The 13,194-nt window shown below is 32.6% G+C and carries 13 protein-coding genes; 1 reads left to right on the forward strand and 12 read right to left on the reverse strand.

The genetic code is table 11. The features are described 5' to 3' along the window. Window positions 1–74 precede the first annotated feature (74 nt). Genes GQR94_RS03845 through GQR94_RS03855 form a run of 3 tightly spaced genes read right to left on the reverse strand, consistent with a single transcriptional unit; the run spans window position 75 to window position 5,916 of the window. Window positions 75–1,520, reverse strand: coding sequence for a SusD/RagB family nutrient-binding outer membrane lipoprotein (locus GQR94_RS03845; RefSeq protein WP_158974241.1), 1,446 nt, complete (start codon window positions 1,518–1,520; stop codon window positions 75–77). A gap of 12 nt (window positions 1,521–1,532) precedes the next feature. Further along, window positions 1,533–4,631 (reverse strand): SusC/RagA family TonB-linked outer membrane protein, encoded by a 3,099-nt coding sequence (locus GQR94_RS03850; RefSeq protein WP_158974242.1) that lies wholly within the window; start codon window positions 4,629–4,631, stop codon window positions 1,533–1,535. A gap of 28 nt (window positions 4,632–4,659) precedes the next feature. After that, complete coding sequence (locus GQR94_RS03855; protein ID WP_158974243.1) at window positions 4,660–5,916, reverse strand: alkaline phosphatase family protein; 1,257 nt, start codon at window positions 5,914–5,916, stop codon at window positions 4,660–4,662. A 169-nt stretch (window positions 5,917–6,085) separates the two neighbouring features. On the opposite strand from GQR94_RS03855, the gene GQR94_RS03860 reads away from it, so the two are divergent. Then, complete coding sequence (locus tag GQR94_RS03860) at window positions 6,086–6,688, forward strand: TetR family transcriptional regulator (protein WP_158974244.1); 603 nt, start codon at window positions 6,086–6,088, stop codon at window positions 6,686–6,688. A 297-nt stretch (window positions 6,689–6,985) separates the two neighbouring features. Here the strand turns inward: GQR94_RS03860 and GQR94_RS03865 are convergent, their stop codons facing one another. The 9 genes from GQR94_RS03865 to GQR94_RS03900 all read right to left on the reverse strand — a co-directional run bounded on the left by GQR94_RS03865 (window position 6,986) and on the right by GQR94_RS03900 (window position 12,962). Continuing rightward, window positions 6,986–8,116: a DinB family protein gene (locus tag GQR94_RS03865; RefSeq protein WP_158974245.1), complete on the reverse strand. Its 1,131-nt coding sequence runs from the start codon at window positions 8,114–8,116 to the stop codon at window positions 6,986–6,988. 100 nt (window positions 8,117–8,216) lie between these two features. Beyond that, window positions 8,217–8,456 (reverse strand): hypothetical protein, encoded by a 240-nt coding sequence (locus GQR94_RS03870; RefSeq protein WP_158974246.1) that lies wholly within the window; start codon window positions 8,454–8,456, stop codon window positions 8,217–8,219. A 52-nt stretch (window positions 8,457–8,508) separates the two neighbouring features. Next, window positions 8,509–9,243 carry a LytTR family DNA-binding domain-containing protein gene (locus GQR94_RS03875; RefSeq protein WP_158974247.1) on the reverse strand — a complete coding sequence of 245 codons (735 nt, stop codon included), beginning with the start codon at window positions 9,241–9,243 and terminating at the stop codon, window positions 8,509–8,511. Further along, on the reverse strand, window positions 9,240–10,295 hold the full coding sequence (locus GQR94_RS03880) for a sensor histidine kinase (RefSeq protein ID WP_158974248.1): 1,056 nt from the start codon (window positions 10,293–10,295) through the stop codon (window positions 9,240–9,242). The genes GQR94_RS03875 and GQR94_RS03880 overlap by 4 nt, the downstream gene beginning before the upstream one ends. Window positions 10,296–10,298: 3 nt before the next feature. Next, window positions 10,299–11,375 carry a sensor histidine kinase gene (locus tag GQR94_RS03885; protein WP_158974249.1) on the reverse strand — a complete coding sequence of 359 codons (1,077 nt, stop codon included), beginning with the start codon at window positions 11,373–11,375 and terminating at the stop codon, window positions 10,299–10,301. 44 nt (window positions 11,376–11,419) lie between these two features. Continuing rightward, the gene (locus tag GQR94_RS03890; RefSeq protein WP_158974250.1) at window positions 11,420–11,773 is read right to left on the reverse strand and encodes a hypothetical protein; all 354 of its coding nucleotides are present in this window, start codon (window positions 11,771–11,773) and stop codon (window positions 11,420–11,422) included. A 228-nt stretch (window positions 11,774–12,001) separates the two neighbouring features. Then, a complete protein-coding gene (locus GQR94_RS03895; RefSeq protein WP_158974251.1) occupies window positions 12,002–12,175 on the reverse strand; it encodes a hypothetical protein in 174 nt (57 codons plus the stop codon). A gap of 28 nt (window positions 12,176–12,203) precedes the next feature. Further along, window positions 12,204–12,326, reverse strand: coding sequence for a hypothetical protein (locus GQR94_RS22820; protein ID WP_255451543.1), 123 nt, complete (start codon window positions 12,324–12,326; stop codon window positions 12,204–12,206). Between the two features lie 252 nt (window positions 12,327–12,578). Beyond that, window positions 12,579–12,962 carry an ankyrin repeat domain-containing protein gene (locus GQR94_RS03900; protein ID WP_158974252.1) on the reverse strand — a complete coding sequence of 128 codons (384 nt, stop codon included), beginning with the start codon at window positions 12,960–12,962 and terminating at the stop codon, window positions 12,579–12,581. Window positions 12,963–13,194 lie beyond the last annotated feature (232 nt).

Raw genomic sequence — 13,194 nt, forward strand, 5'->3', positions numbered from 1 at the left:
TTAAAACGTAAAGCACAAAAAACCCAGCACGCTAAAGTGCTGGGTTTTTCAGGCTTCATACTATTTGAACAAGGCTATTTTAGAAGCCACATTAAGGAGTTAATATCATCCCCAGAGGTAAACTGTCTATTTATAGCAGCTTTTAAACTTGCCGTATTATTTGTGGCTTCATTGGCAGGATACAACCATCTTTTGGGTATTCTACCCTCATTTAAGGTTCCACCACCATCTACATTAAATTCAGGATATCCTGTTCTTCGTTGCTCATAAAACATTTGCCATCCGGTATTTAAAAACAAGGCTAGATGTTTTTGTGTTGCAATACGTTCTATTACATTAGCACTAGTTAATTGAACTTCGGACTTCGCTAAGTAGGCAGTTACCTCTGAAATACCATAAAAGTTCATTGACGCTTTAATACCTTCATTATAGTATGATGCCGCATCACCAGAAATCCAAGTTCTTGCTACCGCTTCTGCTAGAATAAATTGTAACTCTGAATAGCCAATTAACAGACTAGGCTCGTTTATAGGATCATTGTAAAACCGAGGAGCTATTCTAGAGGCATTCCCTGCAACCGCTTTAGCTGCATTATCACTAAAAATAGCACTTCCATATAAACCATCATAAGCATTAAAATCATCATCTGCTAAAGCAATAGCTGCAGGTGTTTTTTCAGCAAAAACAAACAACCTTGGATCTTCCAGATCTTTGAGCCTGTCTACAAAAGACTCTTCTAAATAATATGCAGTCTGTAACTCGTTATTATTAAACAGAGGATATCTGTTATCTTGAATGTTTACATATACCAATGCGCCATTGTCCTCATTAGAATCAAACAAAGGATATTTAGTTGGGTTCTCTAAAATTTCCTGGAATCTTCCTATAACATTCAAAGAAGCTACGTCCGTTTTGTTGGACAACATTAATAATACTCTTAAATAGTACGTATTAATTAATTTACGCCATTTTGTTTTATCACCATCATAAATAACATCTCCTAATATAAGCTCTTCGTTTGTTGCTAGCGCATTAGAGGCATCATTCAAATCATTTAAAACTTTCAGAAAAATAGCTTCTTGTGTATCATAAACAGGTGTATAATTTTCTTCTCCTGTAGCTAAAGTCTCGCTATAAGGAACTTCTCCGAAAACCATAGTTAGCTCCGTTATAAAATAAGAATTAAAGAATTTTCCTAAAATTGAATAGACTTCTGTTTCTGCTTTTTCACTTTCTTCAATCATTTTATGCACTTGCTTAATGTTGTCATAATTAGCAAATGAAGCTTGTTGCCAGTTGTAATATTGATTTTCATTAATACCGTCTGTAAATGTTAGATATCTACTAGCCAAAGCGCTATTTAAACTAACATTATTAAATGCTTTTGTTTCGATATTAGTTAATAATAAATCTGGACTAACAGAAGTTGCTCTATTAGGATCATCTTGTAAATCTTCTATTTTGGTACAACTTACCGTAAAGAAAAGTGCACATAAAATGTATATACTATAATTTTTCATTTTATTTTTTATTTAAAATTTTACGTTTAAGTTTAAACCTATATTTCTTGTAGATGGTGCTTGTAAAGCATCTACTCCTGAATCAGGATCTATGTTTGGCACCTTTGAATTCAACCAAAGATTACGACCAATTAATGACAAGCTAAACTCATGTATTGGGGTATTATCTAATACTTTTTTAGGAAAATTATACGTAAGTGTTACTTCTCTTAACTTTACAAATGACTCTTTGTAATAATGGTAATTTGTATTATGACCATTACTAGTGGTTTGCATAAAATTGATGTAATTAACAGCCACATCATTTGGCGCATAGGTTCTAGTATCACTAGTGATTGCACCATTCACATCATAAGAAACAGTACCACCAATTACTTTAACGCCCGGTGCAACATAAGAACTTACGCCACTGTTAGCATCGTCTCTAAATTGATTCACTGTACCTTTATGTTTACCTCCCCACCACATTTTTTGATTGGTTGTAGAGTAAATTAACCCCCCAATTCTACCATCAAATAAGAAGGATAAATTAAGATTTTTATAGCTCAAGGAATTGGAAATTCCATAAGTCCAATCTGGATCGTCTTCCCCTATATATCTTTGATAAGGATCATTTACAGGAAAACCATTTTCGAAAATAACTTCTCCTTCTGTGTTTGTTTGATACACATCTGCATAAATTTTATCTGTCCGATCACCAACTTTTATAAAACCTTCGGTCTGTTCTCTATCTCCATAAATTTCTTCTTGAAATCTTCTAAACTTACTTAAATTAACGAGTATGTTCCAGCTAAAGTTTGCTGTTTCAATTGGCTTCGCATCTAATACAAATTCAAGGCCTTTACGCTTAAATTCATCGCCATTTAGTAAAATACTTTCGTAGCCCGTAGCATCAGAAATCGGACTATAAATTAAATTATTATAATCAGTTGCTTCAAAATACGCTACATCTAAACCTACTCTATTGTTAAACCACCTAATATTCGCTCCCACTTCCCAAGTGTCTGAGGTTTCTGGTTCTAGACCTGGCGCTAATAAACTTGTACCAAAGGCTGCAGAAGTGTTGCCATTCCAAGTGGTCCCCTTATCGTAAGCCTGAATGTAGGCATAAGGATCTGTTTCTTCTCCGATTTTCCCTTCAGATACCCTAGACCAAGAACCTCTTAACTTTGCAAAACTAATAGCGTTTGGCATTGTAAAAAGACTTGATAATACTAAGGAACCAGAAACGGAGGGATAAAAGAAAGAATTATTTTCTTTTGGTAAGGTAGAGACCTTATCATTTCTACCTGTAATAGATACATAAAGTGCATTGTAAAAGGATAAATCCACAAAGCCATACACACTTTTTATGGCATCCTTTTCTTCTCTATTAGAAGCAATATAGCTTGCACCTGCATTATTTGCCAAGTTATAAAAGCCTGGAATATTTAAACCATCTGTTTGCGTACTTGCTATAGTTGATTTACGAAAATAATTAGAGTAGGCTACCTGACTTTTTAAGCTAAAATTGTCAGAAAAACTCTTTTCGTACTTTAAACCCAAATCAGATATAATATCAAAATAACGACTATCCGAATTTGTAAAATTACCTAATGACTTATTCCCGTAACCAATATAACTTTTTGGTTCTTTGTACGTTCTATTTAGACTATAAACATTGATACCACTTGTACTTTTAATACTAAGCTCTGGTGTTATATTAAACTCAAAAGCAACATTCCCAAAGACATTGTCTTTATCATATCCGCGCTCATATTCATACGCCTGAAAATAAGGATTGTTATAGTAAGATACATTAAAATGCCTTTGCTGATACCCTTCTTGACCTTCTCGCCAATAATTTCGTAAATCTTTTACATCTACATCTACACCTGTCCATAAAAGTAAGTTATATAAATAATTAGTAGGACCGTAACCAACTTCTGGAAAGTTATCTGTGTATTGCTTGTTATAAGTTAAGCTAGAACTAACTTTAAAATTATCCGAAGGATTTAAAGTGCCCCCTACTGTGAATGATGTATTTCCTAAATCTGTGTTTGGCACAATACCTTTTTGATAGACATTAGAAACAGACATTCTGTAGCTAGCCTTATCATTACCCCAGTTTACACTTACATTATTAGTTTGTATTGACCCAGTTTGAAAAAAGTCCTTAATGTTGTTTTTTCCCCTTGAAGTAAACGGGATAGGAATTAAATTACCTGCAGCGTCTGTTGGGCTGTTATACTGAGTTGTCTCAAAAAAACCACTAGGTGTAGATGGGTCCAATTGATCTACTTTGGGGCCCCAGATCCATCCGCCACCTTCAGAACCACTACCTAATCCATTACTATACGCATATTGCCCTTGATTTCCGTTTCCATAAACCGTTTGTACATCTGGAACTTTAGTGAAAGAAGGCTGAAAAAGTACGGAACTATTTATTGTTACTGTTAGCCTACCCTTTTCTCCTTTTTTTGTGGTAATCATGATTGCCCCATTTCTGCCAACAGATCCATAGAGTGCAGATGCTGTAGCTCCTTTAAGTACACTTATGCTTTCTACATCATCAGAATTAATTTTCCAAATATCAGCAGATCTATCAGGAATACCATCAATAACCACTAAAGGTTTAGCGCCTCTTAAGCTAATTTCTGGACTCTGAAATAAATCTGTTGAGTTTTTAATATTTAAACCAGCAACTTTACCGGTTAAAGAGTTGATTAAATTAGGTTCTTTTGCTTTTTCTAAAGAAGCCCCCTTTACCTCTTGTACAGCATATCCTAGTGCTTTTTTTTCTCTTTTTATTCCTAATGCTGTTATGACAACTTCTTCTAATGCCGCAGCATCTTCAACTAGGGTAACACGTACAATAGTTGCATCTGAAACCGTAACTTGCTCGGTTTTAAAACCCATGGAAGAAAATACAAGTATTTCCCCTTTAGTGGCACTAATCGTATAATTACCATCAAAATCTGTAGTTGTCCCGTTTGCCGAATTGGCTACTACAATACTTACCCCCATTAGAGGTGTACTATTTTCATCTACAACCGTGCCTTTAATCGGTTGTTGTCCATATCCAAAACAGGATACAAACAGTACTAGAACTAGCGTAATTTTAAAATTCATTTTCTTTTAATGTTAAGTTAAATTGGTTTTAGTTATTATTGATGTACCATGTATTAAGTACATTATTTGGAGTTTCTAATACTATTTTTAACATCTTGCTTTTATGCTTTTTAAGCGATAGCGTAGTCTCTTCATTAGCCAAACTCACTCTAGCTACTTTTTTATAAGTATCTTTTTTACCCTCTTTAAATTCATTGGTGTCCGAGGTATAAAAGGTTCCTTTTTCACCATTTTTAGTAGCGTTCTTCCAACGGAGGACTAGGTTATCATTCTCTTTACTTGCAGTTAAATCAAAAGCATCTACAGGACCAATTAATGGTGTTCCATCAATTTCATAGCGTACCTCTTTTGATACCTCAATATTTAGAAAACGCAACATCGTTGGATAGATATCTGTAATTGCAACAAGCTCATTTTTAAAAAAGTCGTTTGTATTTTTTTCATTCGTAACAACCCATGTTGCACGCTCTCGATCTGTTTGCCCTCCATGATGACGGCCATCTTTTGGGCTTCGGCCATGATCTGTAGTTACAACGAGTAACCAATCTTCATTAAAGTTTGCTTCACGTTCTTTTACAGCATTCCATATTTTACCTACTAAATTATCTTCATACGTAATAGCCAGATCTAATTGCGGACTATCGCCTAATCCATGACCAACATCATCAGAATATTCCAAATACACCCACGATAAATCTGGCGCCTCTGTTTTAATGTATCTTGCCGCTTCTTCTGCAACAAGCTTATCAATGTTTTTTATATACTGACGTAAGGCATCATGGGGATACTTAATTGTATCTAGTTCAAACCCATCAAAAGCATAGTCTAGGGTTACATTTTTATCTGAACCAATACCTTCAATCAATTTTGTTCTATTGTCTAACCACGTAGAAAAAATTGCTGTTTTTTTATTTGGGTATTGCCCTTTAAAAACCTGGAAAATTGTTGGATAATTATAATTTGGCGCCTTAATACTGTTGCCGTACACATTGTGCTTATTTACCCAAGTCCCTGTAAGCAAGCTATTATAGCCAACTGCAGAAATTGTTGGGGTTTCTGAGTAGGCATCTTTTTTACCACCTACATAGGCTTTAGAATAACTACCACCAGCTGAGATACTATCTAAAAAAGGGGTTGGTGCTTTTTGGAGCATATCTGTAGCTATACCATCTACAATTACGAAAACAACTTTCTTTTCCTTTACTGAATTTTTATGGTGCTGCGCAACTAGTACTTGTGTTATTAAAAATGAAAAAAATAAAATGTATTTTACTTGTGGTCGCATTTTTTAGGTTTAATTGGTTACACTAAAATCTGCGTCAAAAGTATTTTTATAAATTATTAATTGAATGAACGTTCAATTAATAAAACTTTAAATAAATGTTAATTTGTAATGGACTACACAAAGCCGTAATTATCATAATATGTTACATTTGTCTAAATAAAAATCTTACATGGGAAGAAAAAGTGTATCTGTAGCTAGACGAAAAGAAATAATAAAAGCATTCTATAAAGTAGCAAAAGAGATTGGCCTAGAAAACACCTCAATTGCTAAAGTTGCCGAGGATTTAAGCATAAGTAATGGCTTAATTATGCACTATTTCAAAACCAAGGACGAACTTCTAATTGGGTTAAATGAGTTTATATTAGAACAGCATTTAAATATTGTTCAAAACGATGAAAATGGCATTATAGATACCAGACAAAAACTTCACAATCTAATAACCTCTCTTTTTTCAAGAAATTGGAATAAATATTTTGATGACGGTGTTTTTTACAGTTGTTACGCTTTAATTTATAGAAAAAAAGATTTCAACGACAGCTTTAAAAGCTATCTACAAGCACTACATACCGTTTTAGACACAAAACTTACTGAAGCAAAAGAAAACGGTATAATTTGCAATAAAGATATTCATGAAATTACAGAAATCATATTTGCTTTAATTGATGGTGCTTATTATTATTTAGGTACTTTTAATGAAAACACGGAAGATTACAAGAAAAAAGAGCAAGTTTACATTAAGTATGCGTTAAATATTCTTGATTTTATAGATTAGCGGAAATATCACTTAACAATTTTGATAACAGCATATACTCCTATTAACCCCCAAATTAGATTGACGACAATATTTGGAACATCTTGTAGAATAAATCCGTTTATGACCAAACAAATGGCGCCAAGTATATTTAAAATATGATACACTTTAGACTTGGATGATAGTCTACCTATACTTAGTAATAAGTATGACAAAATAAAAAGTACTGCACCCGCCCAACCAATTAGCATAATTCTTATTATGAAATTTTAAATGAATGTGTATTTTTTTGAAGTCAATACTTTTTAATTCATTAGACTAATCTATGATTGGCTCAGGAATATTTATTTCTACTTTTGGTGGAATACGTTTCGCTAAAAAAAGTATTTGCCCTAAATGACTAGATTGGTGTTCCATCACATGAAACCAGCAATAGTGATTACTTATATCTGAACTTGGTTGTATTTCTTCAAACCACTTATCATCTCTCTTTTTAAGTTCTGCAATTGTTTCTGCTCGTACTTCATTATATATATCTAGGTAGTACTGCACTTCATGCCCTTTGTATTTATCTCGAGCGGCAGCTCCCAAATTTAAAGCATCCAACCAAATTTCATTTTCTTCTTCATTAAAACCACGGCCTTCAAAAGTAAATACTTGATAATACTTTTCTGCTGCTGCTAAATGCATAATCAAAGCCCCTATTCTATTTGCTTTTTCATCGTGAAGATGATCAAGCTCATATTGAGACATATTTTGAACTCTACTTTCTACCCTAGATTTTAAATCCTCTAACATAGAAATCATGGAACCGATTTGAGGAGACGCTCCTTCTACATTGCCTATAGTCGCAACAGAAAGTTCTATCCCCGCTCCTATTAATTTAACAGATTTTTTACCCACTGCAGCATCATCGCTTGAGCTTATTTCAAATTCTTTTACTTTAATAACTTGTCCCCGGCCTATTCCTTGGCTCCATTTAGGAATTAAACTGTTAGATACTCCGCTTTCAAAACTTGCATTATCAATAGCTACTGGCGCCAATACCCCTTCAGAATTCTCAATAAACAGTTGAAATTCATCAAAGAGATAAGTTCCATTTCCATAACATAAGCCTCCAAAATTTAAAGTTTCAGCATCTTTAGTTAAAACACCTTCAATCGTGTAAGATTTCCATTCATTTAACCGTATTGGCCGGTCTCCCATATTATCAAAAAAACCTAATTCCCCTCCTTGATTATCAACCCTTGCCCAGAGAGCTGCCATTGCTTTTTCATCAACCAAATCTGCCTTTGCAAATCCAATTAGTTTAAATTTAGTGTCCTTTTCTACCGTAACATCTAAAAACTGACTAATAGAAATCCATTCTTGAGAAACTTCTTTACTATTTTGAGCGTTCGAAAGAAAACTCAACAGTAGTACTGAAAATAATAGTATTTTATTTTTCATAGTTAAATGTTCGTGGTTATTGTTTCTAAATATAAGCATAAAACTATTAAAAGCTCATTTGCAATTAAACCTACAACTTTGAATTCAGATCTGTTTATTATTAAGATTCCAGTTCCATTTTTATTTTTTTCATTTTCCCATAATTCAAAGGAATAATTGCACTCAAAGCTATTGGAACAACAATCATTGAAATAAAAAAGGTATTGTCTTCATTGGTCATTAAGCCATATACACAAAATAGAAAGAGAACTCCCAAAACACCTATTAATGCTCCTGTTATAACTTTCAAATCTTTTAATTCTCCCCTAAGTTTTTCTAAGTTTTTTTCCGTTAAATTCATTTCCGGTCTTTTAATTGGTCAATATTGGTTACAACATATAAATATAGTACGACTAAAAGCTCATACGGTCTTTAAAGATATAGGACTGTCTTCTAGACACTTCCACCTCTTCACCATTATTCATCGTTAGCTTAAGCTTACCATTAAACCAAGGCACCACATTTTTAATGTGATTCATGTTTATAATCTGTTGCCTATTTACCCTAAAAAAGTTTTCTACAGGTAATTTTTCTTCTACTTGATTTAAAGATTTATACAGCATTGGCTTTTGGTCTTGAAAATAAACACGAGAATAATTCCCCACAATTTCTATCAATAAAATATCCCCTATTTTCACCAACCAGCATTTTTCGCCGTCCTTAATAAAAATTTGACTGCTTCCTGTAAGGCGTTCTGTGTTCGCAGGTGTTTCATCACTACTAACTCCTTCTATTTTAATTTTCACCTTATCTATTGCTTGAGAAAAACGTTTGTCATTTATCGGCTTTAATAAATAATCTAAGGCGTTGTATTCAAAAGATTTAATGGCATACTCATCAAATGCTGTGGTAAATACCGTTATAGGGACATCGTCTAACATCTCTAATAACTCAAATCCATCCTTCTCTGGCATATTAATATCTAAAAGAAGTAAGTCGGGTTTAGTTGCATTGATTAGTTCAAAACCATCATCTACATTTTCAGCCTCTCCTACAAGCTCCAATTCAGGATGTTGTTTTAAGAGTTCTTTTATTTCATTACGAGCCAAACGAGAATCTTCTACAATTACAGTTTTTATCTTTTTCATGGGGTCGGTATTTTTATAGTGGCAACAACTTCGTTTTCTATCTCTTCGAGTGTAAACTGACCTTTAGGTCCATAGAGCAATCGTAAACGCTGTCGTATATTTTTTAATCCTAATTTAGTAGAGTTTTCACTGATACTTAGCTTTCCTGTATTTTTTACTATAATTTGTAATTCAGAAGCCGTAACTATAGTTTGTAAAAGAATTTTACCTCCATTTTTTAAGTTAGAGATCCCATGTTTTGCTGCATTTTCAACCAGTAATTGTATAATCATTGGAGGAATCATAATAGTTAAACTTTCTGCAGCTATTTCTTTTTCATAGTGTAGCCTATCTTCCATTTGTATTTTAGCGAGTGCAACATAATTATCAACCATATCTACTTCTTCACTTAAAGCAATAGCATCTACAGTATTTTTAGACAATGCATATTGAAGCATTTCGGAAAGCTTGGTAATCATCTCACGAGATTTATTCACATCTTCTAACATTAAACCTCTAATATTATTAAGGCTATTGAACATAAAATGCGGATTTACTTGTCCTTTTAAGGTATTTAATTGTGCTTCTCGCAGTGTGGCATTAAGTTCCAAACCTTCTAATCTATTTTTGTTTGCACTGATTATAAATTTAATAGCAAAATAAATTATAGTCCACCCAAAAACAGTAATCATGGTATTAAATACTGCAGATAGAAAGCCTATATTTTCTTTTATCCATTCTATTTCCGTAGCAGTTCTTCCTACATACAGTTCATAAATTTCTTCAGTCGTAAATAGTAAAAAATAATAAAGTAAACTACAAGCAAAGAAGGATACTACTAAATTTAGAATACTCCTTTTTCCAAATACTTCAATGTCGATATTATTATTTAAATAATGCCTAAAAATTGAGGTACTCACAATGCCAATTGCACTTCCTACAAAAAAGCTATACAGCATGTAGGTCTTACTAAAACCAAAAGGAAAAATAAGAATAAGCGAACTCATTCCTACCCAGCCTAGGACTTGTAAAATCCAAAAAAGCAGCTCTTTATTTGACTTCGTTAATTTCATGGATTATACTTCTGTGATTTTTTCTTCGATGATGGGTAGCACTAATTCTAGTATCGTATTCCCCTCTTTAAAAGTTCTTGAGAATTGAGCCTCCTCTTTATAAAGCAATTTTAACCGCTGATGGATACTTTTCTCTAATACTTTCCTTTGTGATTTTGGACTAGACGCTCCGCTATGGGTAACCGTTAAAAAAAGCCTATCTTCTTTTCTTTCGGAATGAATAAAAATCTCACCTTTTATAGTATGAAGTAACACTCCGTGTTTCGTGGCTAATTCTATCATGTTAAGTAAAAGCATTGGCGGAATATCTATTTTTTTTGTTGCTTCTTCAATAGTACATTCAATAGTGGATGCTGTTTTATTTTCAATAAAAACTAAATCTATAAAATTATGCACATACGCAATCTCTTCCTCCAGTAAAACGGTATTGATATTGTTTTTAGTTAAAGAATACCGTAACAACTCTGCCAGCTGTGTAAGTTTATTTCTAGAGTCTGAAACATCTTCTAACATTAAGCCTTTAATGCTATTTAAGGACGTAAACATGAACTCAGGATTTATATGCCCCTTTAAAATATTAAGCTGTTCTTGTTTTATTTTATCTCGCAACCGTAACCTATCAATACGTGATCTATTATAATCAATCAACATTTTTATACCATAATATAAAACCGTCCAAATTATAATTAAAAACCAATTTAATATAAAAATCAAAAAGCCAATATTAGGTGCTTTTAATAGCGATTTTGTTAATTTCAGTTCTACAGAATCTAACAAAAAACCCACGAGATAACCAAAACAATAACTTAATAAAAACCAAATAATAGTCGCTAAGAATGTTCCTAATAGTATAAGTGCTATTTGCTTGAATCCAACCTTATTTATGGAAACAAACTTTTTAAAATAAGCTCTTAAAAGAGAAGTGCTAAAAATTCCAACAACAAATACACTCCCAAATAAAAAAATTAAAGCCTGAACATTGGAACCTGCTTTATTCACAGAAGCCACAAACAAGCCTGCGACAAACCAACCTATAATTTGTACGATCCAAAAAGGATTTTTAGTTAAAAATTTAATCATTAATTATTTCTTAGCATATGAAATTATAAATCACTAGACTAGGGCTAGTTGTTTAAAATTGTTTTTCTGGTTATTGCATAATAAACGACATACCCCCAACTTAGAACGGCATGTAGCATAGCTTTCGATATTGATTTGTTTTTCTCCCATGATGCTGCTATAGCAATGAAACTACCCATTAAAAATCCGCTTTTTAGAATAAAATTAATGAATACTCTTAAACTAGCCCCCACTCTTTTACCGGCGTTATAGGCATCTATATTTCCTATTTCCCTATGTCCTGATTCATGTGTTACGAAACTTACCACACCAACCACAGCAATAAAAAAAGCGATACCAATTAAGGTATACACTACGTATTTTAGATTTTTATTCTGTGCTTGCATTTTTTTATTCATTACTGATATATTCTAAATTGTAAAGTGAATTTACACACTGTTTTTTCTTAAATAGTAATTATTAAAGCAAGATAAGATTAATAACTATTTCTATAATGTATTTTACTAAAGAGATCATACTATTGGTTTTAAAGGTTATTGTATTTCTATACCCTAAAAATAAATCTATTTAAAGGGTTATCTAAGTGAATTATGGCAAACGGTAAATTAGAATAAGTGAACGGTAGGCTATTTACAAATAGTTATAAATGCGGTGGGCATCCACCAAAGGTTTATACCAAAGGCTACTGTTGTTATCTCATAGCCTTCACTTGCTTTTTGATTTACTAATCGCTCTACATCCTTTCTGAGCTGTTCTGTAGACCAGGCTGAATACATTTTTATAATACTGTAATTTTTCATTTGGTTTTATGGTATTTAAAATTATGAATTAATAGTCTAAATTATAGATCAATTGCCCCAGCAGATATCCTAATTTATAGAGCGCAAAACCGCCAATAATAATTGTGAAAATTAATGCTGTAACTATTTTTTGTTTGATACTTGTACTCATAATGGAAACTTTCATAAGGATATACTTTATTGGTTGTTGTTATTATTTAACATCAACTTACGTCGATAATCAACCATTTGAAATGATTATATGACTAACGGTAAATTTTGAAGAGGGAACGGAAAGCAGTATCAGATGATAAAAAACCAATAGTACTGCTTCAATAGGAAGCATAAAAAAAGGGAGCCAAATGGCTCCCTTTTACTAGATATTTTTGATTGATTGATTGATTGATTGATGTTCTGTTCCGTATTATTTTAATAGTGCTGAAACTGCGGTTGCTCCAGAAAGTTCTGCATATTTTAAAGCAGTGAATCCCATTTTTGAAACAGCATCTTTATCTGCGCCATTGTCCAATAATAATTTTATCATCGATACATTATTATAACGAGCAGCATACATTAATGGGGTCATTCCGTTCACTTCTGTTTTAACTTCTATATCCGCACCAAATTCTATAAATTTCTTAACCGTATTTAGATCACTCTGTGCAACAGCGATACTTAAAGGTGCTACATTTTTAATGCTCGTAGTTTCTACTTTTGCACTTTTATCATTTGGATTTACGTGTGCACTTGCAACATTTGATAAAGTCATAGTAGCGATAATTCCGAAGGTGTAAACTAAATTTTTCATAAGATGATTATTTTATTGATTGATGATTTGTTTTCTATTATGATGTAAATATATACTGATTATCAAGTATTTGAAACTACTTTATGACCAACGGTAGTTTTTCAAGAGCGAACGGGGAATACCTAAAACCGAATTGAAATAACACCATTCAATTATATTACCAGGCATAAAAAAAGGGAGCCAATTGGCTCCCTTTTTCTAGATATTTTTGATTGATTGATTGATTGATTGA

The sequence above is a fragment of the Cellulophaga sp. L1A9 genome (genome assembly GCF_009797025.1).
GTDB lineage: Bacteria > Bacteroidota > Bacteroidia > Flavobacteriales > Flavobacteriaceae > Cellulophaga.

Coding starts and splice junctions, on each gene's coding strand:
- GQR94_RS03855 (WP_158974243.1), bottom strand. CDS start 5,916: ATGCGACCACAAGTAAAATACATTTTATTTTTTTCATTTTTAATAACA.
- GQR94_RS03875 (WP_158974247.1), bottom strand. CDS start 9,243: ATGAAAAAGATAAAAACTGTAATTGTAGAAGATTCTCGTTTGGCTCGT.
- GQR94_RS03890 (WP_158974250.1), bottom strand. CDS start 11,773: ATGAATAAAAAAATGCAAGCACAGAATAAAAATCTAAAATACGTAGTG.
- GQR94_RS03895 (WP_158974251.1), bottom strand. CDS start 12,175: ATGAAAAATTACAGTATTATAAAAATGTATTCAGCCTGGTCTACAGAA.
- GQR94_RS03900 (WP_158974252.1), bottom strand. CDS start 12,962: ATGAAAAATTTAGTTTACACCTTCGGAATTATCGCTACTATGACTTTA.
- GQR94_RS03885 (WP_158974249.1), bottom strand. CDS start 11,375: ATGATTAAATTTTTAACTAAAAATCCTTTTTGGATCGTACAAATTATA.
- GQR94_RS03870 (WP_158974246.1), bottom strand. CDS start 8,456: ATGAATTTAACGGAAAAAAACTTAGAAAAACTTAGGGGAGAATTAAAA.
- GQR94_RS03865 (WP_158974245.1), bottom strand. CDS start 8,116: ATGAAAAATAAAATACTATTATTTTCAGTACTACTGTTGAGTTTTCTT.
- GQR94_RS03880 (WP_158974248.1), bottom strand. CDS start 10,295: ATGAAATTAACGAAGTCAAATAAAGAGCTGCTTTTTTGGATTTTACAA.
- GQR94_RS03860 (WP_158974244.1), top strand. CDS start 6,086: ATGGGAAGAAAAAGTGTATCTGTAGCTAGACGAAAAGAAATAATAAAA.
- GQR94_RS03850 (WP_158974242.1), bottom strand. CDS start 4,631: ATGAATTTTAAAATTACGCTAGTTCTAGTACTGTTTGTATCCTGTTTT.
- GQR94_RS22820 (WP_255451543.1), bottom strand. CDS start 12,326: ATGAGTACAAGTATCAAACAAAAAATAGTTACAGCATTAATTTTCACA.
- GQR94_RS03845 (WP_158974241.1), bottom strand. CDS start 1,520: ATGAAAAATTATAGTATATACATTTTATGTGCACTTTTCTTTACGGTA.